The sequence below is a fragment of the Marinococcus salis genome, assembly GCF_054971365.1.
Map to the genome: position 1 here is coordinate 16,442 of NZ_JBQOJB010000021.1, position 23,179 is coordinate 39,620.

Consider the following 23,179-nt stretch of genomic DNA (forward strand, 5'->3'; position numbering starts at 1 on the left):
TGTAGGAATTAATCGATCGTCTTTGCACCAATATAATGTTCTTCCCAGTAATCGCTGTTCGTGTCAGCGACTTCGACACCGCTTGAGCCAGAATGGATCATTTGCCCGTCTCCAATGTATATACCGCTGTGCGAAGCGCCTTCTGTGTCATACGTACCCTCATAAAAAACAACGTCGCCCACGTTTGGTTCTTCCACGAATTCACCGTTGTTCTGCCAGATGCCTTCATGGGTTCTTGAAACGTCTGTGCCGTTTTCCTCAAACACGTAGTTGATAAAGCCGCTGCTGTCCAGACCGCTTGCGGTAGTTCCACCCCATTCATAAGGAGTGCCTAGTACGCTTTCCGCAGAATCAACAAGTCCGGAATCAGACGTGTTGGATGATGTGCTTTCAGTGGAAGGCTCCGAAGATTCTCCAGAGGATGCAGAAGCGACTTCTTCGTTTTCTTCATTATTTTCGCTGCTTTCATTGCTGCTCTCTTCTGTTTCATCACGAGCCTCGGAGGAGTCTTCTGTTTCATCCAATGCCCCCATGGTTTCAGGGCCGGCGATACCGTCTATGCTTAAGTTATTTTCTGTTTGAAATGCTTCTACAGCTTCTACAGTTTCTTCATCATAAGTACCATCAATTTCGGAATTGTAGTAATCAAGATCGCTTAACGTCGATTGAAGAGCTTCTACGCTGGCGCCTGAGTCACCAAGATAAAGAAGAGTGTCGTCAGCAGATTCAGATTTGTTCGCTGTCTCGGCAGAGTCTTCCTGGCTGGAGCTGTTGCTTGCGCTTGAATCAGAATCAGCGAACGCAGCTGCATTTCCACTTAAAGCCGGAGTTAAAGCTAAAGCCGTAACGACGGCAGAGGATAATATATACTTTGGTGCTTTTCTGTTAGATTTAAACATTTATGTTCCTCCTCATGATGTAAATCAATTTATCAAACTGTGAGTAAGTGTAACAAATAGAATGATTCGGGAGGTTTCAGCCAGATTACGTTTTAATAACGCTGAGTATAAAATAGGAAATAATTAATGATCAATTTCTCATCAAATAAAGTGTAAAATGCGAAATGAAAGGAAAAACGCCCAAATATTATCTGTAATATTTTTAATATAAAAAATATTTTGTTTATTTAATGATTAATTTTCTGAAGGGGGAGTATGAATGGTAAAGGCAGAAAAGAAACCGTTACGAGAAAGAGTGAAGGTGGTTGGCCCGGGGGTGATTGTAGCTGCTTCATTTATTGGGCCGGGGACAGTTACTACAGCTACCGGGGCAGGAGCTTCTTTTGGGTTCGCCCTGCTTTGGGCCGTCATTTTTTCAATTGTCACGACTATTATACTTCAGGAAATGTGTTCGCGGCTCGGAATAATTACTGGAAAAGGCCTGGGGGCAGCGATAAGAGATCAATTTACAAACCCACTGCTGAAATACGGGTCCATGTGGCTTATGATTATTGCTATTGTATTTGGGTGTGCTGCTTACATTGCCGGCGACTTGCTTGGTACTTCATTAGGATTAACGACACTGACGGGTGTTTCTGAAAATACCATAGGCCCTGTCGTAGGCATAATTATTTTATTGCTTGGGCTTAGCGGAAGCTATAAGTTAATTGAACGGGTAATGATAGTACTGATTTCGGTCATGAGTGTAACATTTGTGACCACAATGGTAACTGCACAGCCGGATCCCGCGGAATTGCTTCAAGGAGCTTTTATTCCCTCGATTCCACCGGGAGCTATAATTACAGTGATAGCAATTGTTGGTACTACGGTTGTTCCGTACAATTTATTTCTCCATTCAGAGAATGTAAAAGAACGCTGGAGCGAGCCAGGGCATTTGAAAGAAGCACGTCTGGACGTATTTTTATCGATCGGCTTGGGGGGATTAATTACAGCAGCCATTTTGATTACGTCGGGGGCTACCATACGTGGACTTGAAGTAGAATCCGTCGCAGACCTTGCATTGCAGCTTGAGCCACTGCTGGGCAGTTGGGCCACCGCCTTTATCAGCATTGGTTTATTTGCTGCAGGTTTTTCTTCCGCGCTTGCATCGCCACTTGGAGCAGCGGTTACCGTCAGCAGCGTATTAAAATGGAAACGGGGCATGAAAAATATCCGATTTAAACTGGTATTCCTATCCGTGATGGTCATTGGGATTGTTTTCTCCGGACTTGGGTTTGAACCTCTAGATGTTTTGCTTTTTGCTCAAGCATTAAACGGTCTTATTCTGCCTTTTGTCTCAATTATGCTTCTAGTTATTATGAATAACAAAAACCGCCTCGGCCATTACGTGAATCATTGGAAGATGAATCTGGTGGGAGGAGTTATCGTACTGGTTTGCATGTTTCTCGGTGGCTACAGCATTGTGGATGCGATTATGGCCTTTACTTCATAAACCGCCTAGTTTCTTCTAGGGAAATATAAAAGAAAAAGCATAGGAATGATAAGAAAGGGAATAAACACTACTAATTGAATCAATGTTTTAACCCGAAGGTGTACGCGGAAACCAAAATGTAAAATCGAGCTGGCAGTGAAGGGAGGAGCGTTTCATGAATCATCATGATTATGAAAAAAGACTTGCTTTGCATGAGCTGTCTCCGGGAGAGCTTCGTTCAGAGTTTGATGCTGAAACCTTTTCGTTTGAAACGACCGAAGATATGGGTGCTTTTCCATATGAAATGATTGGGCAGGAACGTGCTGAACGGGCTATGGAGTTCGGTCTTTCGGTAAAACAGACGGGATACAACTTATTTGTCGTGGGGCCGACAGGGACGGGAAGAATGACTTATACTCAGCACAGTGTGGAGAATCTGGCCCGAACTCAGGAAAGGCCCGACGATTGGTGCTACGTGCACAATTTTGACGACCCAGACCGGCCGGAAGTGCTCTCCTTTAAAGCCGGGGAAGGCCAGCGTTTTCGACGGGAAATAGAACAGCTGCTGCTGGACATTGAGCGTGAATTAAGGACAGCATTTTCAAGCGATAGTCATGAAAGGCAAAAGCGGGAAATGTTTGAACGCCTTCGTGCAGAAATGGACGAGCTATGGAAAGAAACTGACCAATTTGCCGTACAGCACCACTTTAAGCTCGAACGCATGCAGAACGGCATTAATAAAATCCCCCTTCAACGCGGCCAGCCAATGAACAGGGAAACCTACCAGCATTTACTTGAAGCAGAAAAAGAGCATTTGCGGGTAAATGAGAAGCTTGTAGAAGAAAAAGTTCAGGACGCTCTGCGCCGTATTGCGAGGATGGAGGAGAATTTTCGCAAAGAAGTACAGGTGTTTATGGCAGATACGGCTTCAGCTGCAGTACAAAAGTTATTTGAGCCGCTCCACAGGCAGTACGGCCATATGCCGAAGGTTACGGATTATTTAACTGCGTATGAACAGGATGTCGTGGAGCATTTTTACTTTTTCGCCGCGGCCCAGGGGCAGGAAAGTTCAGCAGGAGCAATTGAGACAATGAAAGAAAAACAGTATCAGCGGTATGTGGTGAATCTGCTTGTAAACAACAGGCATTTAGATGGAGCGCCAGTCGTATATGAATCTAATCCAACGTATCATAATTTGTTTGGTAAGGTAGAGTATCAGGGGCAGATCGGCAGCCTGGTGACGAACTTCACATTCATTAAACCAGGAGCTGTGCATCTGGCCAACGGAGGATACTTGATCCTTCACGCCGCAGATCTGCTGCAGCACCCGGGCTCGTGGCCGGGATTAAAACGGATGCTTCAGACCGGCCATGTGCATATCGAAAATTCCTACGAAGAGCGGGGACTGCTGCCAGCGAGTGCTCTTAAGCCAGAGCCGATTCCTTTCCGGACCAAAGTCATCATTATCGGCTCCTATTATATTTATGATCTGCTTTCGAGACTCGATGAAGAGTTTGATAAGCTGTTTAAAGTGAAGGTGGAGTTCGATACCGTTATGGCAAAAAGCGATGAAAACAGCTGGAAAATGGCTGGATTTGTGAAAAATTATATTCAGGAAGAAGGACTGCTGCCATTTCACCGGGAAGCTGTGGCCCGGGTGATTGACTATAGTTCGCGGTTAGTAGATGAGCAGGGTAAAATGACTACGAGGTTTCAGGATATTACCAAGCTGCTCGTAGAATCCAGTCACTACGCGCTGCAGGAAAGGGAGGCCTGTGTCAAAGCGGCACACGTTTTCCGGGCGCTCGAGGAAAAATACAGGCGCTCAAGTCATATTCCCGAACAATACAGAGAAAGAATTTATGATGAAACGATTATGATTCAAACGGAAGGCTACCGGGTCGGCCAGATAAATGGACTAGCCGTTATGGGCACAAGAGATTCCATGTTCGGTATTCCGACAAAAATTACGGCTCAAACGTACGTCGGGAAAAGCGGGTTGATGAATATTGAGCGGGAGACCTCTCTTAGCGGCCAGATTCATCATAAGGGGATGATGATTTTAACCGGGTTTCTATCCGGGCAGTTTGCTAAAAACCGTCCCATTCCTTTATCGGCGAGCATCACGTTTGAACAGACCTATAATTTGATCGACGGCGACAGTGCTTCGAGTACAGAGCTGTATGTGCTGCTTTCCTCTCTGGCCGAGGTGCCTATTTACCAGGGGATAGCAGTAACCGGGTCAGTAAATCAATGGGGAGAAATTCAGCCGATTGGGGGCGTGAATGAAAAGATCGAGGGGTTCTTTCAGATCTGCCGGGAAAAAGGATTGAACGGCCGGCAGGGCGTAATTATTCCGAAGCAGAACGCCCGTAATTTAATGCTCGACCCGGAAGTAGTAGAAGCAGCGGAAGCAGGAAGTTTTCACGTGTGGGCGGTCGGCCATATTTCCGAGGGGATGGAAATTCTGACTGGTGAACGGGCAGGAGCCGTACGCCGGGAAGACGGCACGTACCCGGAAGGCTCAGTGTTTGCCCGCACAGAAGCCCGTTTTAACCGGATGTATGAAGTAGATCTGAGGCAGCAGAAAATAGAATAAAAAATGAACAATACAGTCTGTAGAGAGAGGCTGTATTGTTATGAATATGAATAAAATTTTGCTTGACTTTTTATGTATGCGATTTCATAATTGAAACAAGTTACCATGAATACGTATTCAGCAGGAGTTAAAAAAATGATTTCTTCCAAAGAAGTTGCCAAAGAAGCAGGAGTTTCACAATCAACAGTGTCCAGAGTGCTGAATAATTCAGACAAGGTCAGCAAAGAAAACGTAGCTAAAGTTACAGAAGCAATGAGAAAGTTAAATTACCGGCCAAATGCCATAGCCAGATCTTTAGTCAGCAAGCGCTCTAAAACGATAGCGCTCATATCCGGGCCGTTGCATAATCCCTTCTTTGTGGAGACCACTTCATCCATTGTGAATTACGCTAAAGAAAGGGGCTATAATACCAACGTTTTCTTTGAGAACAACGGAGACAACATGACTGTATATGAAACGGTGCTTTCTATGCAGGTGGATGGTATCATATTGTCTTCCGTGTTTATGGATGACCCCATCCTGAAGGAATTGCAGGCGTCCCAAATACCGTACGTGATGTTTAACCGTAAGCATAACGAAGGCGGAAACTTTGTGGAAATAAATAATTACGAGGCTGGAAAAATGGCGGCGAACCATTTGTACCAGCTCGGGCATGAGAATTTTGGATTCATCGGAGGGCCAATGTATACTTCCACTTTTTATGGAAGATATCTGGGCTTTACAGAAGGAATAGCAGAGCAAACTATGGAAACCGGGAAAGTATTTTTAAACGAAACTGATACGAGTGAGGAAGCGATAGCAGATGCCATTTTCAAAATGATGGGGCGGAAAAATCGTCCTACAGCAGTTTTTGCCGCTACGGATGCCATAGCTATCACTGCCATGGATACACTTCTGGAGCTTGGATACCGGATTCCTCAGGATATTAGTATTTGTGGAGTGGACAACGTACGAATGGCCCGGCATCATGCATTCGAATTAACCACAATTGGCGCTCAGTCCAACAAGAATTTAGGAAGACTCGGAATTGAACATCTCATCAATTCGATTGAAGCTGGAAAGGAAAACATGTCTCCGATCCAAGTTACGCTCGAACCTGCATTGTACCAAAGGAAAACGACAGGGCCTATTAAACCAGGCTCAGTATGAACTGAGCGGTTTAATTTTGGTTCTGAGAATACGTATTCACAGAAAATATTGGGAGGCAGAAGGATGAAAAAAGGATGGTTTTTACTAGGGAAAACCCAAGCTGCTGCAAATTACTATCAGGTTTTCAACCCCCACACAGAGAATTTAATTGGAGAAGCAGCTGAAAGCACTCCAGCCGAGATGCATGAAGCAATCAAAGAAGCAAATGAAGCTTACGAAAAAATGAAAACGTTAACATCTAATGAAAGGGCTGTAATTCTTTTTCGGGCGGCAGAAATCTTACAGAACAGAAAAGAAGACGGGGCGCGAATTATTTCCCAGGAAGTATGCAAGCCGGTAACTGCTGCCCGTACCGAGGTGCAACGAACTATTCAGACCCTGCAGTTTTCCGGTGAAGAAGCAAAAAGAATGAACGGGGAATATATACAACTAGACGCTGCAGAAGGCGGCGAAGGCCGGGATGCTTATACAATTCATGAACCTATTGGAGTAGTTGGAGCCATTACTCCTTTTAATTTCCCTTTAAACCTCGTGACCCATAAAGTCGGCCCGGCGATAGCGGCAGGAAACACTATTGTAGTTAAACCAGCAGAGCAGACTCCTTTTTCAAGCTTGTTACTGGCAGAAATATTAACTGAAGCAGGCCTTCCTTCCGGAGCAATCGCAATAGTTCCCGGAGACGGAAAATCATTAGGAGAAGTAATGCTTCATGACGAGCGGGTGAAAAAAATATCTTTCACTGGCAGCCCCGAAATAGGAAAGCTGTTAAAAGCAAAAGCAGGATTGAAAAAAATGACGCTTGAGTTAGGGAGCAACTCGCCGATGTACATCGACCAGTCGTGCTGTGAAGAAATTAATGAAGTAGCTGAAAAGGCAGTCAAAGGGGCGTTTGCATATAATGGACAGGTTTGTTTAAGTACACAGCGTATTTATGTCCATGCAGAAGTTTTTCAAGATTTTGTACGCAGATGCTCAGAAAAAACTGCTCTTCTTCAGTTCGGGGACCCCTTAGAAGAAAGCACGGAAGTTTCCAGTTTAATTAATAAAAAATCGCAGCAGCGTTTATATGAATGGGTGAAAGAAGCAGAAACCGAGGGGGCTGAAATCCTGGCGGGAGGAAAAAAGACTGGTAATGGTTTAGAGCCGACTATTTTGCTGAATGTTCCTTCCTCATCTTCTATTTCCTGCAAGGAAGCTTTTGGTCCGGTAGTTATTATCAATAAAGTACAAGACTCGGAAGAAGCTTTGGAACAAATGAACAACAGCCGGTTTGGCTTGAACGCGGGAGTGTTTACGAATGACCTGAAGCAGGCTTTGGATATGGCACACCGGATAGAAGCCGGCCAGGTTCTTGTTAATGACGTGCCTACTTTGCGTTTTGATCATATGCCCTATGGGGGAGTGAAGGATTCTGGATATGGAAGGGAGGGAGTAAAATACGCCATCGAAGAAATGACTGAATTGAAAATGATAAGCCTTAAATATCGTTAAGGGGAGAGCGGCATGCAAATACAAACAATGACCGGGAGGGAGAAAGAGCATTTGTTTACTTGTTATTACCCCCAGTACGCAGCTGAGTGGGCAGTAACTTTTCAAACCTTGTTTGGTGAACGTAAAGAAAAAATTATTACTGTTGGAGACGGTATAACGAACCGGCAGAGTATTATAGATCATCTTCCAGTTTACACAACTACTGAAGTAAAGAGGGAAACAGTTATTCCTTATGAAATAGAAAGGAATGCCTTCCAGGAGCAGGGGAAGGAAATATTAAGAAAGTATTTTCTCTACCAGCGCAGGTCATGGAAGGTACCAGTGGTGCAATGGGAGCAAACTTATGTTATTTACGCACCCTACCAGATCGAAGACGTTAGAAAGGGTGCTGGCAATAAGATGAAAACCATGCTGTATGAAGTGAGTTCAGGATCCTACGATAAATTAGAAAAATTTCCTATTATTCAGCAGTTTTATCAAGAAAGGGGAGAATAAAATGAACTTTCTGATAATTATGGCCATTTGTATACTTGGCACCTGGGTGGGGATGGCATTGACACTTTGGAAAACAAACATTGTAAAGGAAAAAGAATAGGGGGGTTCTATGAATACACAAATCGTAACCTATTCCTGGATTTTCATGGGCTTATTTATACTAATGATGCTGTATTTCGGCTGGGTCGGAATGAAAAGAACTAAAACTTCGGAGGATTTTGCTACTGCACGATCAAGTTATAGTCCCTTAGTGATTGCCTTAGTAATCGCAGCGGGAATATCGAGTGGTTCAACGTTTATGGGAATGCCGGGGCTTGCATACAGTATCGGAACACCGAGTCTCTGGTATCCGCTGCTTTATCCTATAGCTACCGTTATTGGCATGCTTTTTGTAGCCAAGGTTATAAAGAAATATGGTGATGATTTTGGTACAAGAACGATTCCAGAATTTATTGGAGAAAGATACAAAAGTGATTTTTTGCGGATTGCGTTAACGATTATTTCTATTTTGCTCATTTTTTACGTAGTTTCTCAATTTGTTGCTGCTGCGACAATGTTTCAGACGATGATGGGTGTGAATTATGAGATTGGCTTAATCATCACGGCAGCGGTACTGGCTGTTTATGTATTTATGGGCGGTTCCCACTCAGACATCATTACAGATGCCGTGCAGGGATTTTTAATGCTGATCGTAGCAATTACAGTATTTGTTTGTTTTATGACGAGCGTTGGTGTCAATGGCGGTTTCACAAATATGCTTGAAACAGTAAGTAATGAAAATCCTCAGGGCGGCTTTAATCAGTTATTTCTTCCTGGAGATAACACGTACGGAGCATTTTGGCTGGTGGCCTTATTGTTTGTAGCCCACCTTCCTTTCTCAGTGCAGCCGCATCTTGGCAATAAATTTATGGCAGTTAAAGGCAGCAAAGACATCAGAAAGCTGATTATGTATTGCACGATCTTTGCTACAATTCTTCCTTTGATGGCTTTGGGTGGAATGCTTGGAATAGCGGTAGTCGGCTCGGATGCAGGTATCAGCCCGGATCAAATAATTCCGGTGCTGTTCAGTGAAATATTCCCGCCGGTGATTGCAGCCTTTCTGGCAATAGCTGTGCTTTCCGCCGTAATGTCTACGTCCGACGGTTTGATAGTATCACTTACTCAGCTGCTTGCTAATGACTTGTACCGCAAAACGATTGTACCTAAAATCAATATTTCGAAAGAAAAAGCGGAGCGGAACGAATTGATTATCAGCCGTTACAGCACATTTGTAGTAATAATCGCAGCCATCTTTTTTGCCTGGTCCCCGCCAGAGTTCTTAGCGGTCTTTATGTGGATTGGCATCGGAGGCATCATGGCAGCTACTGCAGGCCCTATTGTAGTTGGTGGTGTATGGGACCGTGCCAATAAAACAGCAGCCATATCTTCTTTAATAGCAGCGACAGTTGTGTATTGGTTCGTTTATCTGCCAATCGGCCTTAACTTCTCGAATCCATTCGGGGCTGCTGGTATTGGAGTTATTGTCGGGATGCTCACGATGTATATTGTGACGATAGCTACTACTGAATCTTCAAAAGAAAGTGGTTTAGATATAAAGCAGAAACCAAACGCAAGGAGTGGGAAAAATGTATAAACCGTTTGTATCGCCTATTAGAATTATTTCTGGTGAAGGAGCAATAAATGAAACACCGGCTTTGCTGCAGGCCCATCAGGCAAAACGGGTAATGGTATTTGCGGATCCGGGGGTAGTCGATGCCGGCCTCGCAGCCCCTTTAGAGGAGCAATTAAAAAAAGCCGGGGTGGTGTATGAAATATATTCAGACTTAAAACCGGAGCCGCCTGTAGAAATCGGGAAGAATGCTTTGCAGGCACTGAAGTCATTCGATGCAGATTTTGTTATCGGAATCGGGGGCGGCAGCTCTTTGGATATCGCAAAGGCCGTTTCGGTATTGCATGGCAACGAAGGCTCCATCGAAAATTATTTAAATCTTTCCGGCGACAAAACCCTTAAAAGCAAAGGCCTGCCAAAGCTTTTAATACCAACTACGGCTGGTACAGGGGCAGAGGTGACTGATATCAGTGTGTTCTCACTTGAGGGCACTAAAGACGTTATCACCCATGAGTTTTTATTGGCAGACGTTGCTGTAGTAGATCCCGAGCTCACGATGACGGTGCCGCCTAAGATCACTGCGGCTACAGGAGTGGATGCTCTTACTCATGCAGTAGAAGCATACATCTCTGTTAACAGCACTCCCCTGACCGATGCTCTCGCTTTGGATGCAATGGAAAGAATAGCGAAAAATATTCGTACGGCGGTATGGAATGGAAATAATAAAGAGGCGCGTGTGCAGATGAGCTGGGGGAGCATGACGGCAGGGCTCAGCTTTTACAACGCAGGGGTTGCCGGCGTCCACGCTTTAGCCTATCCGTTAGGAGGATTATTTAAAATTTCCCATGGTGAATCCAACGCTGTGCTTCTTCCTTACATTTTCGATTACATCTGGCCTTCCTGCATGGAAAAAATGGGGACGATAGCAGAACGAATAGGGGCTAATACAAAAGGGTTGTCGAAAAGGGAAGCTGCAATAGCAGGTGTCCGGGAGTTAAAGAATATTGTTGAAGATGTTGGCATTCCTTCGACATTGGAGCAGTTTGGAATTGAAAAAAGTGATCTTGTGAAGCTGGCAGAAAGCGGAGAAAAACAGACAAGGCTTTTAGCAAGAAGTCCTAAATCTTATTCTTACCAGGATATTTTAGAAAGATATGAAGCAGCTTTTGCAGGTACTTTGGAAATTAACAAATAGTTAAAAAAAGGCCCGTTCTTTTAATAGAATACGGGCCTTTATTATTTTATTCCCCGGTGATTTTTTCGACTGAATCATTTAGCTGGTACTCACGGCCAAGCAGCGTGAAGTCGCTCCATTTTGTATTATTTACATAGTAATACTGGTCGTTTTGAACGGCTTCGGTATCAGCAAGCAGATCATCCACCAGTTCCTGGGACTGCTCTGTCGGCTCTCCCTGGTCGGTTAGAATAAACAGATAGTCTGCGCCCTCCACATAGTCAGGCACAGTTTCAAGAGAAATTGCCTGAGTTTCTGTGTTTTCAGTTACGCCTTCTGTCGGTTCGAGCCCGGCGCCTTCATACAATCCGGCAAAAACAGATTGATCATGTACGTAAACTTCCTTACCGATAAACTGGACGACAGCCGCAGTTGCATCTTCCGGTATATTATTGTCTGCAAGTGTTTGTTTTGCTTCCTCGGCTTGTTGTTCGTATTCATTCAGCCATTCTTCGCTGGCGTCTTCTTTGTTTAATGCATCAGCAGTGTTTTTCAGCTGCTCTTCCGGTGTATCTCCAAAAGAAGTCATGTAGACCGGTGCGATTTGCTCGAGCTGCTCGAGAGAGTCAGACTGATAATCCGATAAAAGAATCATATCTGGGTTAAGCTCATTGATCTGTTCGACGTTAGGCGTATCTCCGCCCACGCTTTCCACTCCTTCAAGCCTGTCACCGTATGTGTCAAGATAATAGTCAGAGGTGCCTGCCGGCTGCTCGCCCAGGATCAGCATGTCTGCTACGTTCTGCAGGGCTACCACATTCTGGGGATCTGCCGGAATTTCTACTTCCCGGCCGGTCGGATCGGTAACGGTTCTCATTTCAGCTTCTGCGTTTTCCCCGCCGTTTTCCCCTTCCCCGGAATCTCCTGAAGAATCATTGCCGCAGGCGGCAAGGACAAATAAAAGTGCAAAACCGACTGCAAATAAAGAAAACCACTTTTTAAACATATATGTAATCCTCCTAGTTGATAATAATAATCATTTGCATGACTATTATATGGTATTCATTTTATAATTACAATGTAAACCTTTGGAACTATGCAAAAAATGTCGTGTGCCGATAGTTTTTAATAAAATGTAAGGGCTGTGCTTTTGTTTTTTTAACGTTACACTAAAAAAAGCCTGCTTTTATGATTGTAAAACATATGAAGAAAAATCTGCCTACAGGAGGAAATGTTATGCGTTTTGAACCGTCTGAACAAATCGACCGACTGCCGGAACAGTTCTTTGCTTCGCTTTCAAGGAAAGTGCAGGAGCTTAAGGAAGAAGGCAGGGATTTAATTAACCTGGGCCAAGGTAATCCTGACCGGCCGACGCCGGGCCCAATTGTTGAAAAAATGCAGAAAGCTGCCGAAAACCCCGAATATCATAAATATTCCCCGTTCCGGGGGTATGCTTTTTTGAAAGAGGCGGCAGCTGATTTTTATCAGAGGGAATACGGGGTGACGCTGGATCCAAAAACGGAGGTGGCGGTTTTGTTTGGGGCAAAAACCGGTCTGGTGGAGATCAGCCAGTGCCTTCTTAATCCCGGGGATACGGCGCTGCTTCCTGATCCGGGGTACCCTGATTATCTTTCCGGAACGGCCCTGGCAGGTGCAGAAACAGTATTTATGCCGTTAAAAGAAGAAAATGAGTTCCGCCCTGATTTTCGCGAAATTGAAGCAGATGTGCTGACCCGGGCGAAAATGATGTTTTTAAATTATCCCAACAATCCAACGGCGGGAATCGCTACGGCGGATTTTTTTGAAGAAACGGTCCAGACTGCTGTACAGCATCACATTTGTGTCGTGCATGACTTTGCCTATGGATCACTCGGCTATGACGGCGAAAAACCGCCGAGCTTTCTTCAGACTCCCGGGGCCAGGGAAGTGGGCGTAGAAATGTATACACTGTCGAAAACGTTTAACATGGCCGGATGGCGAGCAGCTGTGGCGGTAGGAAATGCTTCGGTAATAGAGATGATTAATAAAATGCAGGATCATTTGTATGTAAGTTTGTTTGGGGCGGTGCAGGAAACCGCAGCGTATGCGTTTGACCACGGGGCAGGCATGGCTGAAGATATACTGAATGTTTACGAAAGCAGAAGAAACGTATTTATTCAGGCACTACGCGCTCAGGGCGCAGAGGTACAGGCGCCCCGGGGTTCTTTTTTTGTATGGATGAAAGTGCCAAACGGCTACACCTCCGCTTCGTTCACCGAAAAGCTACTTGAGAAAGCAGGTGTAGTAGTAGCCCCAGGCCATGGCTTTGGCAGTATGGGAGAAGGATACGTCCGCATCGGCCTGCTTGAAGAGGAAGAACGGTTGAAAGAAGCGGCTGTAAGAATCGCCGGTGTAGCAGCGGAGGGGAAGTGAAGCATAGCTTTAACATGTTTTCGTTCACCCATACTTATTTTGGTGCTCTTTTTTCCATGCCAGGTAAGTTTCGTCCTCCCGGGCCTGTATCCATTTTTCTTCAAAAATCCGGGCTGATTCGGCTTTTTCTTCATTGATCTGCCGCTCGTTCACATTTCCGTCTTTGTCATATTTTTTGCCTCCTTTATAATTGGCATACCGGCGCGAGCGGGTATAGCCCATCTGCAGAAATTTTCTTGCCATGTCCATACCGACAAAGTCCTTCTGTTTTTTATATTCCAAAAATAATTCATAAATCTGTCCGGAGGATTCTTTAGCAATGTCGGGTGTTTTGAATCTCCAGTGCGGCAAAATTTCACTCTTGTATGGCTCCACCATTAAAACGCCCTGTTCTCCTCGCCCTACGCGGTATTTCTCGGGTTGTTCACGAAAATTAATGCTGTCAAAATCCTCTTCATAATTAAAACTCATTTGCGTTCTCTCCTTTTTTGTCTTTATCTTCTTTGCCCGGAAATGAAGAGATGTATGTGTAAAAATTTGTAGCCATACAGGATTTATCTTTCCTAAAAAGGGGAATAAACGGGATGCATAGAATAAAGAAGGATTATCGAAGATATACATCGAATCCTTGTGGTAGATGGAGGTTTTAAGATGGAATATATTGAAAATGTACGCAGCCAGCTTCTGGAGGAAGTCGAACCAGTTCCGGAAGCAGATTGGAACATAAAAACGGACGCTACGGATTGGAGCGTTGCTCAGGTAGTAGAGCACCTCCGGCTATTTGAAGCCTTTGTAGGAAGAAGCATGAAAAGCGCCCTGGAAACAGAACCTACCACAAGGGCGGAAGAAAAGCCGATTCAAATGATGAAATACCGCCGCCGTCCGGCGGAAGCGCCGCAGGAACTCCAGCCTGAGGATATGGAATTTAACAAACAGACCCTGCTTGAAGAATTGCAGGAAACGAGAAACTATATCCGTCACCTTGAAGAAAGGCACACCAGTGAGGACTTAGCAGCACGTTCCATTTCGCATCCCAATTTTGGGCCTATGCCTCTTCATCAGTGGCTGGAGATGATCGGCCTCCATGAAGAACGGCATATCGCTCAAATCCAAGATATAAAAGCAAAACTATAGACTGAGGGAGGAAAAGAAATGAAGAAGCTCATTAATGGTGTGGATCAGATCGTTTCTGAAATGGTGGAAGGACTGGTGGCTGCTCATCCCGACAAGCTCCGGGCGATTGAAAATACGAATGTGATTGTGCGGGCCGACGCGCCAGTGCAAGGTAAAGTAGCTTTGATCAGCGGAGGGGGCAGCGGGCACGAACCTGCTCACGCCGGATATGTCGGGGAAGGGCTTCTCGATGCAGCAGTGAGCGGGGAAGTATTCACCTCGCCGACCCCTGACCAGGTGCTTGAAGCCATTAAAGCCGTGGACAGCGGAGCCGGAGTTCTTTTAATCGTAAAGAACTACAGCGGGGATGTAATGAACTTCGATATGGCTGCCGATCTCGCAGAAGCAGAAGATATTACGGTCAAGCAGGTCGTTATACGGGACGATGTAGCGATTTCGAATCCCGACGATCGGCGTGGCGTAGCGGGAACGACTCTTGTGCATATGATTGCCGGGGCAGCAGCAGCTGAGGGAAAAAGCCTGGACGAGGTGGAAGCAATTGCACAGGGCGTTGCTGACAATGTTCGCTCGATGGGCGTTTCCCTCGCACCTTGTACGGTTCCGGCGTCCGGAAAGCCCGGATTTACTCTTGAAGAGAACGAGATGGAGATTGGAACCGGCATTCACGGCGAACAGGGCGTGGAGCGCCGTGAGCTGATGCAGGCCGACGCCGTTACGGAAGAACTGGTTCAGCATGTGCTTGACGATATGCATCTAAATGACGGCAGCGAAGTGGCATTAATGATTAATGGGCAGGGAGCCACACCGTTGATGGAGTTGTATATTGTGGCAAGAAAAGCTATTCAGCTGTTAAAAGACCGTGGTATTCACGTAAAGAAAACCTTTGTGGGAGAGTATATGACGTCGCTTGAAATGACGGGATGCTCGGTAACGATTTTAAATTTGGATGAGGAACGTAAACGGTTGCTACTATCCGGCAGGGAGTGAAGTTTTCATGGAACTAAGCGCAGCAGTAATGAAGCAATGGGCACTACGAATCAACGAAAAAATGCAGGAGCATAAGGATAAGCTTTCCGAGCTCGACCAGGCCATCGGAGACGGCGATCACGGACACAATATGGCCCGGGGGTTTCAGGAGGCAGCAAATAAAGTAAACGATTCTTCCTATGACGACATCGGCACGATGTATAAAGATATAGCTTCAACACTTATTTCGAAAGTGGGCGGGGCTTCAGGGCCTTTATACGGAACAGCTTTTCTTAAAGCCGCCAATGCATGGAAGGGAAGAGATGTACTCGACAGCGAAGCCTTTACCGAAGGCATCGAGGCTGCCGTCGGTGGTATTGAAACGAGAGGCAAAGCTTCTTTTGGAGACAAGACAATGCTCGATGTATGGATTCCTGTCCGGGATGAAATGAAAGAGCGCGGAGTGGATACAGAACAGGCAAACAAAACAGCTGCGAAAGAAGCAGAAGCTACTATTGACCGGGTCGCAAAAAAAGGAAGGGCTTCCTATTTAGGCGAGCGCTCGAAAGGCCATATGGACCCGGGCGCCTTTTCATCGCAGCTCGTTTTCGAAGCTCTGGCAGAAGTTTATAAGGAGGGGGCCTCTTAATGGCGAAAGTCAGCATCATTGTTATTTCCCACAGCAAAGAACTCGCCGATGGAATCGTGGATCTCGTATCCCAGACGAAACAGGAGGACGTTGCGATCGCCGCAGCCGGTGGCACTGAAGAGGGAGAAATCGGCACGAGCGTTGACCGGATTACCGGGGCCGTAGAGTCGGTTACGACTGAGGAAGGTGTGCTGCTTCTGTTTGATATTGGCAGTGCGTTAATGAATGCAGAAATGGCTCTTGAAATGCTTCCCGAGCTTGAAGGCCGTATTACTATCGCTGATGCCCCGCTTGTAGAAGGAGCCTATATTGCTGCAGTTGAGGCAGGAATGGGAAAAACACTCGAGGAAGTGAAAAAGGCAGCAGAATCGGCAAAGGAATGGAAAAAAATCGAGGATTAATGAGAAAACCCTGAAACCTTGCGACGGTTTCAGGGTTTTTTGGCTGGAATAGAGTGCCTTACAAAAAGCTGTAAAATCATATGCTCCCAGCTTTTCAGGTTACGAGCTCGTTTTCGGTTTTGCGTTTTTATAATAAGCTTTCCGGGAGGCTTCCTCTTTTTGGACAGAAGATGTTTTTGACGCTCTCGCCAGCAACACATAGCTGAGCACGGCCGCAGCATCTGCTGCAAAAATCACAATGCCCATCGGTACCGCTGTATGCTCTCCGGCAATGCCGACCAGCGGAGCCGAAGCTGCCCCGAATAGAAATGGGAGCAGACCGATCAGCGCAGAGGCGCTGCCGGCCCGGTGCCCTTGTTCTTCCATCGCAAGGGAAAACGAGGCAGTGTTTACAAGTCCAAGGCTTGAAACAACGAAAAACATCGGGATCACAATAGAGGCAAGCGGTGCTTGAATTATGGTCATTATTAACAGGACGGAACTTGAAACGATGGTCAGCCCGAGGCCAAACGTGAGTATTTTTCGTTCGGGCACAATGCCGGCAAGCCGTCCGGTTGTCTGGGAGCCGATAATAATACCAATGCCGTTAAGCGCGAATAAAAAGCCGAAAACTTGCGGTGAAGCTCCGTAAATGCCCTGATACACAAATGGGGTGCCGGACACATAAGCAAAAATGCCGGCCATCTTTAATCCTTGGGCAAGAGCGTAGCCCATAAACGAACGGTCTTTTAGCAAGCTGCCGAAAGTCTTTACCGTTTCTTTTATGTCGCTGTCTGAACGGTTCGTCTCCGGAAGGGTCTCCGGGAGCAGGGATAAAACAATAATGAAAATAGTGACGCCTATCGCGCTCAGAACAGCAAATACGCCGTTCCACGTGGTGAAATTAAGGATGGCTCCGCCAAGCACTGGGGCAAGTATCGGAGCAAGTCCATTTACAAGCATCAACAGCGAAAAGAACTTCGTTAGTTCTTTTCCGGAATACATGTCCCGGACAATTGCCCGGGAAATAACAATACCGGCCGAAGCGGAAAATCCCTGCAGAAAACGGCAAGCAATCAAAATCCAAATGGTTGGAGCGAATATACATAAAATAGAGGCGGCTATATAAATAAACAGGAAAATAGATAACGGTTTTTTTCTTCCATTCACATCACTCATAGGCCCTACGATTAATTGGCCAAAGGCGAGACCGAGCAGGCAGGCTGTTAAACTGAGCTGTACCAGCGAAGCGCTCGTATCAAGGTCCTGGGCAATAGAAGGAAAACTGGGTAAATACATGTCGATAGTCAGTGCGCCGAACGCAGCCAGCGAACCTAGCAGAATAGCCAGGCCGATCCGTTTTTTAGACGATACCGCCTGTGTGGAACTCATGATAAAATCTACTCCCTTGTTGAAATATGAATCACGGGACACGTTGTTTTTTAAGCACAAGAAAGGATTCTAACATAAGCCATATAAAAAGAAAAGTCCGCTGTTTTAAGCCGGACTTTTCTTAGTTTTTGTTTCGAGAGCCGCAAACAACAGATGCCAGCACTCTGCACTAAGCGCGAAAAACAGGATAATAAGCGTGCCGGCCCATTCCTGAAAAAAGGCGACAGCGATAATTCCATACCATGCGCAGCGAAGCAGGTGCTCGAGCGAAGGCATCCATAAAAAGCACAAAGGCCGCAACAGAATAAAAAAGATGAAGCTGAAAAGGAAAAACACATATTCCTGCGTCAAAGCTACGGAAAATACAGCACTTAATCCTTCATTTACTAAGGAAAAAAAGAATAGGTTCATCACCTGCTGCTACTCCTCGGTATCTGCCGGGAAGTGGACGCCGGTCTGAGCACGTATTTCATCAAGGACTTGAAGCACCTGGATGGAGCGTTCGATCGAAATATGAGGCACATCTTCACCGGCACAAAGGCGAATGAAGGCTTGTATTTCATGGACCATGGAATCCTCCTGGCTGTTTTCCCAAAGGATAGTCGTTTCATCTTTTTTTGTGAGGGTCACCCGGTGCATATGATTGATGTGATCGATGGTGATCGTGCCGTCTTCTCCCTGCAGCTCGACTGGCTGAGTCGAAGAAGAGATTTTAGAATAGCTGATGACTGCCTGGGCTTCCGGATATCCAAGAAGAGCAGCTGCCTGGCCATCAGCACCGGTTTCAAGCAGGTAACCATGTGCCTGTACGGTATGCGGCATGCCGAGAAGCTCAAGAGCCGGGTGGAGGCAGTAGATGCCAATATCCATTGAGGCCCCATTGGAAAGCTCCGGTTTAAAAGCATTGAGTACAGTTCCCTCGCGGTAAGCGTCGTACCGGCTCGAATACTGGCAGTAGGAAATCGATGCCCGGCGGAGCTTGCCGATTTCGTCAAGGTGATCGGTCACAGCAGTCCAAGCCGGGAAATACATATTTTTAATCGCTTCCATAATCGTAACGCCGTATTCGGAAGCGGCAGCGAGCAGCCGCTTTGCTTCTTCAGCATTAGAGCACATTGGCTTTTCACAGATGATGTGCTTTCCGTGCTGTATGCCGGCCATGGCGATAGAAAAATGATATCTGGTAGGGCTTGCAATATACAGCGCCTCCACATTTGTATCCCGGCAAAGCTGTTCTAAATCATTATAAGCCGAAGGCGCGTCATATTGGTCCGCCAGAGCTTGAGCCCGTTCGAGATTCCGGGAATACACAGCCTGCAGCTGAAAATCCTCAAGCGTTCTGCCAGCCTGAATGAAAGCTTCGGTAATCCAGTTCGTTCCCACAGTGGCAAAATTCATTATGTAAAACCTCCTTAAGTATCAGCTGTGTCTATGAATTTCCTTTCCTTTTCCGGCTCGATCGTGTTTTTGTTTCTGCCTTAGAGATAGAAGCCCTCCGTTTTCGTTCCTCAAAAAATAGAAAAAACTGATCATATGCTTCTACAGCAGCAGCAAAGCCAAGAATGAAGTAAATGGAGCCGGCTTCCTGCAGCAGGACAAAACCGAGGGCCACGTACCACAGCATTTTTAGCAGCCGGGAAGCCGCCGGTTTCCATAAGAAGAAAATGGGGCGCAGTAAAAAATACAATAAAATAGCCAAAACAAATACAGCGATATTTTCACTGAAGGTACCGGGCACCCGGGAAATAATTTGATCGATGATTTGTCCGAATTCCGCTAAGCGTTCTTCCATTAGCTGCAGCTCCTTTGATTAGTTTAGATACAAGTACTCATAATTGTATCGTAGCGGTTTTAGCATCAAATGAACAGCCTTGAATCAAAAAAGGAAAGGTGATAAAAAACCCTCTTCCCGAAAAAGAAGAGAGTTTGGGACGAAAAGATATACAAATGAGTAATTACGGCCGGACTGGCCGCAGGTCTTCATTTTCCTTGAGTGAGCAGATGTATTCGACTAATAGTCCGATAACATTTTCAATATCATCCATGCTCGCTGTCTCCACTGGGGCATGCATGTACCGAAGAGGAAGGGACACGTTGACGCTTGGAATGCCGGCGCCAGCCAGACGCAGCCGGTCAGCATCAGTGCCGGTCACTCTTGGCGTGAGCTCGTACTGCACGGAGAGGCCGGCTTTTTTTGCGGCCTGCTCGAGTCCTTCATTAGCCGTCGGATGGATCGGAGCTCCCTTGGCAAGTACTGGACCCCCGCCGAGAGTTACTTCTGTCTCCTGATTTGGATTGGACCCGGGGTAATCATATGCAAATGTAACGTCCAGGGCAATTGCTAAATCAGGCCGCAGAGCGGCTCCGGCAAAATGAGCGCCTCCCATGTTTGTTTCTTCGTTGACCGTGCTGACGCCGTATACACCTACCGCCGGACGCCTGTCCTGTAGCCGCCGCAGGACTTCTGCAGTAATGAAAGCACCTGTGCGGTTGTCGAGTCCACGACCACTGAAGCGATTATTCAACAGCTTTTCGGGAGTGCGCTCGTAAACTCCTGCATCGCCGACAGAAAGATATTCTTCCATTTCCGCTTTGCTTTCAGCTCCGAAATCTATGTATAAATCAGAAAAAGCAAAGTCTTTTTTGCTGCCGCCTTTGTGTTCCGCATTAACGCCTGTGACACCTGTGATAGGCCCTTTTCTGCCCTGGAAAGTTACTTTCATTCCAAGAGCTGGGGCCTGGCTGATACCCCCGAGCTTTTCTACCCGTACGAAGCCGCTGCTGTCGATAGACTTTACGAGAAAACCGATTTCATCGCAGTGGCCGGCTAAAAGGACATGAAATGAGGCTTCGGGGTTAATGACACCCCAGGCATTGCCGATTGTATCTGTGTGAACTTCATCCGCATACGGAGAGACGTACTGAAGCCACTTACGCTGGATGGCCATTTCATTCCCGGATGGAGAGGGTGTTTGTAGCAGGCCATATAAAAATTGTTCAGATGATTCCTTCATGGGCGTTTCCTCCTTGGAAGTACAATTTATTACAGCATCCCGTTTTTTGTCTTTGCCGTCAACTCATGCACCTAAAACTGCCGGCGTTTACTTGTAGTGACCCCCGATTTTTTCCGCCCGGGTCAGGGCCTGGCCGCCCGGAAGAAGGGAGGAGGCCTGGAGCACGGCCGCCGGTCCGTACCGTTCCTTAAGAGTATCGATTGTTCTGTTTAAGTCCTCACGATACTCTTTTTCAGAAAACAAATCCAACTGCACAGATTGATCACTTTCGAGCTGCTGGAGGCTGAGGCTCAGGCCGCGGACCGGATAAAAGTTCCAATGCTTAAGAAAGAGGGAAGCAGCAGCTTTATAGAGGGCTTTGCCGTCATTAATCGGTGCCGCCTGGGCGGCCTGCCGATGGAAATGAAAAGGTCTTTCGTTATCACGGCCTTCGGCTCCGACAGTGACTGTCCAACCGCTGAAGCCTTCAACCCGTGCCCGGCGCCCAACTTCTTCGCTCAGCTCGCGCAGCACCACCCGGATATCATCCCAGCTGGAGTAGTCACGTGGAAGCGTCATATGGTGGCCGACAGCCTTTCGGTGCGTATGAGTTCCGGGACTGACTGGGGAAGGGTCAATGCCGTGAGCTGTCTGCCAGAGCAGTTCACCGTTCAGTCCGAAACGGTGCCGCAGTTCTTCCACTGGATAGGCAGCGAGGTGGCCAGCCTTTCGAATGCCCATTTGGCGCAGGTGTTTTTCCATTCGCCGGCCAACACCAAACAGATGATTCACAGGGAGCGGCCAAAGCGTTGAAGCCAGCTGATCCTGGCTCAGGGTGAAAATTCCTTCTTCGGATTTTTTGGCAAAATGATCACAGGCCATTTTGGCCAGAACCTTGGTCGGTCCGATGCCAATGCGGGGGTAGACGCCGAACGCCCGAAGCAGGTGGCGGTTGATAAAAAGAGCCGCCTGCTCCGGGGTAGAGGCCGTATGCCTGTATGTATGCGTCATATCTGCAAAAAGCTCATCTACACTGTAAGGTTCTATCTTATCTGTGTACGCTTCAAGCGCCGCTGCAATTTGTACCGAAATTTTTAAATACAGCTCCATGCGTGGAGGGATAACAACGAGCGCAGGACATTTTTGCTGGGCCTGGCTGAGTGTTTCGGCCGTTTTTACACCTTCGCGTTTGGCGACAGGGCAGGCAGCCAAAATAACGCCGCTCCGGATCGACGGGTCGCTGGCTACAGCTGTTGGTTTATGCTGCAGATGGGAATAGTACAACTTTTCAACACTGGCGTAAAACGACTGCATATCGATTAGAAAAATAATCCGCTCCACAGCCCTTCCCTCCTTTGGTTGATAAAGCTATTTCTTCTTTTCCCTAAATTATACCTCAAAATATATATTTTAAACGAACAAATGTTCTGTTTAAGGTGAAAAAAACCGGAGCCCCGTTTAGCTCCGGCTTCTTGATTATGACGAGGGGAGGCCCCTTTTCTGTACGAGGGTGTTATTGAAACGCTCGAGCAGCTGGGCGAATTGATCGCGATCTTCCTTCTCCCAGTCGGCCAATAGGTTAGCATACATATGGATCCGTTCCTGCTTCAGTGTATTAATCGCCTCGATCCCTTCCCCTGTAATAAAAATCTGGTTGACCCGCTTATCGTGATGATCGGGACGGCGGGAAACGAGGCCCTTTTTCTCCAGGGAGTGGATCTGGCGGCTGAGTGTAGAGATATCAAGGAGAAAGTGATCAGCGAGTTCGCGAGCAGAACGGGGGCTCTGCTGGTGCAGTACTTGAAGAATCAAATAGGCAGAACGGTCCAGGCTGTTTGCCTGGCTGTCGAGTGTTCTTTTAAAATCTGCCCGGCGCATTAACGTTACCACGCCGGTCTCAATTAGTTCTAGCATTTCCTTGTCATGTTTATTCATCGGAGCCCCTCCAATTCCAATCGGTCTTTTTCTCTATTGTAATATAGATTAGGAGCGAAAAAAGAGATAAGCGCAAAACGAGTGTATATAAAACATAAATATTATGCGTTCTTTTCTAATCGGCCCGCTGCATAGCCCTTCTTTCAGCGTATTCAAGGCATTTTTCACAGACAAATACTTTTTCACCCTGCTTTGTGAAGTATGGACGCATATAGGAGGTCTTCGATCTGCAGTAGTAGCAGCGTTTTGAGAAAGAGAGGCTTCTTATCCATTGCTTTAGCAACAACATTTCCTCCTTTTGCAGTGATATATAGTTTCACGATAAGAGAAGGAGGGGATGAATGCGAACAATATGCTTACTCTTTTGTTGCGGGTTTACTAACAATTATTTCCATTAACGATAAAAAAGAGACAGAATCCCCGTTGATACG

The 23,179-nt window shown here is 46.4% G+C and carries 22 protein-coding genes; 12 read left to right on the forward strand and 10 right to left on the reverse strand.

Going from position 1 to position 23,179, the window contains the following annotated elements; all coding sequences use genetic code 11:
* Positions 1-8 precede the first annotated feature (8 nt).
* Positions 9-899 carry a C40 family peptidase gene (locus ACTTK6_RS14030; RefSeq protein WP_462833731.1) on the reverse strand — a complete coding sequence of 297 codons (891 nt, stop codon included), beginning with the start codon at positions 897-899 and terminating at the stop codon, positions 9-11.
* 259 nt (positions 900-1,158) lie between these two features.
* On the opposite strand from ACTTK6_RS14030, the gene ACTTK6_RS14035 reads away from it, so the two are divergent.
* The 7 genes from ACTTK6_RS14035 to ACTTK6_RS14065 all read left to right on the forward strand — a co-directional run bounded on the left by ACTTK6_RS14035 (position 1,159) and on the right by ACTTK6_RS14065 (position 10,908).
* Complete coding sequence (locus ACTTK6_RS14035) at positions 1,159-2,391, forward strand: Nramp family divalent metal transporter (protein WP_462833732.1); 1,233 nt, start codon at positions 1,159-1,161, stop codon at positions 2,389-2,391.
* Positions 2,392-2,545: 154 nt separating this feature from the next.
* Positions 2,546-4,969: a Lon protease family protein gene (locus ACTTK6_RS14040; protein ID WP_462833733.1), complete on the forward strand. Its 2,424-nt coding sequence runs from the start codon at positions 2,546-2,548 to the stop codon at positions 4,967-4,969.
* 135 nt (positions 4,970-5,104) lie between these two features.
* The gene (locus ACTTK6_RS14045; protein ID WP_079475158.1) at positions 5,105-6,118 is read left to right on the forward strand and encodes a LacI family DNA-binding transcriptional regulator; all 1,014 of its coding nucleotides are present in this window, start codon (positions 5,105-5,107) and stop codon (positions 6,116-6,118) included.
* 63 nt (positions 6,119-6,181) lie between these two features.
* Positions 6,182-7,609 carry an aldehyde dehydrogenase family protein gene (locus ACTTK6_RS14050; RefSeq protein ID WP_462833734.1) on the forward strand — a complete coding sequence of 476 codons (1,428 nt, stop codon included), beginning with the start codon at positions 6,182-6,184 and terminating at the stop codon, positions 7,607-7,609.
* A 12-nt stretch (positions 7,610-7,621) separates the two neighbouring features.
* A complete protein-coding gene (locus ACTTK6_RS14055) occupies positions 7,622-8,104 on the forward strand; it encodes a hypothetical protein (protein WP_094909023.1) in 483 nt (160 codons plus the stop codon).
* 109 nt (positions 8,105-8,213) lie between these two features.
* Positions 8,214-9,737, forward strand: a complete 1,524-nt coding sequence (locus ACTTK6_RS14060) for a sodium:solute symporter family protein (RefSeq protein ID WP_079475161.1) — start codon at positions 8,214-8,216, stop codon at positions 9,735-9,737.
* Complete coding sequence (locus ACTTK6_RS14065; protein ID WP_079475162.1) at positions 9,730-10,908, forward strand: iron-containing alcohol dehydrogenase; 1,179 nt, start codon at positions 9,730-9,732, stop codon at positions 10,906-10,908. Before ACTTK6_RS14060 ends, ACTTK6_RS14065 begins: the two co-directional genes overlap by 8 nt.
* A gap of 46 nt (positions 10,909-10,954) precedes the next feature.
* Here the strand turns inward: ACTTK6_RS14065 and ACTTK6_RS14070 are convergent, their stop codons facing one another.
* Positions 10,955-11,893 carry an ABC transporter substrate-binding protein gene (locus ACTTK6_RS14070; RefSeq protein ID WP_079475163.1) on the reverse strand — a complete coding sequence of 313 codons (939 nt, stop codon included), beginning with the start codon at positions 11,891-11,893 and terminating at the stop codon, positions 10,955-10,957.
* A 230-nt stretch (positions 11,894-12,123) separates the two neighbouring features.
* Between ACTTK6_RS14070 and ACTTK6_RS14075 the strand changes: the two genes are divergently transcribed.
* Positions 12,124-13,299, forward strand: a complete 1,176-nt coding sequence (locus ACTTK6_RS14075; protein ID WP_158219200.1) for a pyridoxal phosphate-dependent aminotransferase — start codon at positions 12,124-12,126, stop codon at positions 13,297-13,299.
* Positions 13,300-13,323: 24 nt separating this feature from the next.
* On the opposite strand, the gene ACTTK6_RS14080 is transcribed toward ACTTK6_RS14075, so the two are convergent.
* Positions 13,324-13,770, reverse strand: a complete 447-nt coding sequence (locus ACTTK6_RS14080) for a DUF4385 domain-containing protein (protein ID WP_079475164.1) — start codon at positions 13,768-13,770, stop codon at positions 13,324-13,326.
* 180 nt (positions 13,771-13,950) lie between these two features.
* Between ACTTK6_RS14080 and ACTTK6_RS14085 the strand changes: the two genes are divergently transcribed.
* From ACTTK6_RS14085 to dhaM, 4 genes are read left to right on the forward strand one after another with little or no spacing between them, the layout of a single operon-like run.
* On the forward strand, positions 13,951-14,433 hold the full coding sequence (locus ACTTK6_RS14085) for a DinB family protein (RefSeq protein ID WP_079475165.1): 483 nt from the start codon (positions 13,951-13,953) through the stop codon (positions 14,431-14,433).
* 18 nt (positions 14,434-14,451) lie between these two features.
* On the forward strand, positions 14,452-15,420 hold the full coding sequence (gene dhaK, locus ACTTK6_RS14090) for a dihydroxyacetone kinase subunit DhaK (protein ID WP_079475166.1): 969 nt from the start codon (positions 14,452-14,454) through the stop codon (positions 15,418-15,420).
* A 7-nt stretch (positions 15,421-15,427) separates the two neighbouring features.
* Entirely contained in the window at positions 15,428-16,048 is a 621-nt protein-coding gene (dhaL, locus tag ACTTK6_RS14095; RefSeq protein WP_079475167.1) for a dihydroxyacetone kinase subunit DhaL, read from the forward strand.
* The gene (gene dhaM, locus ACTTK6_RS14100) at positions 16,048-16,449 is read left to right on the forward strand and encodes a dihydroxyacetone kinase phosphoryl donor subunit DhaM (protein ID WP_022794265.1); all 402 of its coding nucleotides are present in this window, start codon (positions 16,048-16,050) and stop codon (positions 16,447-16,449) included. The genes dhaL and dhaM overlap by 1 nt, the downstream gene beginning before the upstream one ends.
* Before the next feature lie 99 nt (positions 16,450-16,548).
* Here dhaM and ACTTK6_RS14105 read toward each other — a convergent pair whose 3' ends face one another.
* From ACTTK6_RS14105 to ACTTK6_RS14135, 7 genes are all read right to left on the reverse strand, one after another.
* The gene (locus tag ACTTK6_RS14105; protein WP_094909024.1) at positions 16,549-17,820 is read right to left on the reverse strand and encodes a multidrug effflux MFS transporter; all 1,272 of its coding nucleotides are present in this window, start codon (positions 17,818-17,820) and stop codon (positions 16,549-16,551) included.
* 105 nt (positions 17,821-17,925) lie between these two features.
* Positions 17,926-18,234, reverse strand: a complete 309-nt coding sequence (locus ACTTK6_RS14110; RefSeq protein ID WP_143745406.1) for a hypothetical protein — start codon at positions 18,232-18,234, stop codon at positions 17,926-17,928.
* Between the two features lie 6 nt (positions 18,235-18,240).
* Complete coding sequence (locus ACTTK6_RS14115) at positions 18,241-19,218, reverse strand: Gfo/Idh/MocA family protein (protein WP_233133488.1); 978 nt, start codon at positions 19,216-19,218, stop codon at positions 18,241-18,243.
* A gap of 31 nt (positions 19,219-19,249) precedes the next feature.
* Complete coding sequence (locus ACTTK6_RS14120; RefSeq protein ID WP_079475171.1) at positions 19,250-19,612, reverse strand: hypothetical protein; 363 nt, start codon at positions 19,610-19,612, stop codon at positions 19,250-19,252.
* A gap of 163 nt (positions 19,613-19,775) precedes the next feature.
* A complete protein-coding gene (locus tag ACTTK6_RS14125) occupies positions 19,776-20,834 on the reverse strand; it encodes a zinc-binding metallopeptidase family protein (RefSeq protein WP_079475172.1) in 1,059 nt (352 codons plus the stop codon).
* 87 nt (positions 20,835-20,921) lie between these two features.
* A complete protein-coding gene (locus tag ACTTK6_RS14130; protein WP_462833735.1) occupies positions 20,922-22,154 on the reverse strand; it encodes a DNA polymerase IV in 1,233 nt (410 codons plus the stop codon).
* Between the two features lie 135 nt (positions 22,155-22,289).
* Positions 22,290-22,748 (reverse strand): MarR family winged helix-turn-helix transcriptional regulator, encoded by a 459-nt coding sequence (locus tag ACTTK6_RS14135; RefSeq protein ID WP_079475174.1) that lies wholly within the window; start codon positions 22,746-22,748, stop codon positions 22,290-22,292.
* Positions 22,749-23,179 lie beyond the last annotated feature (431 nt).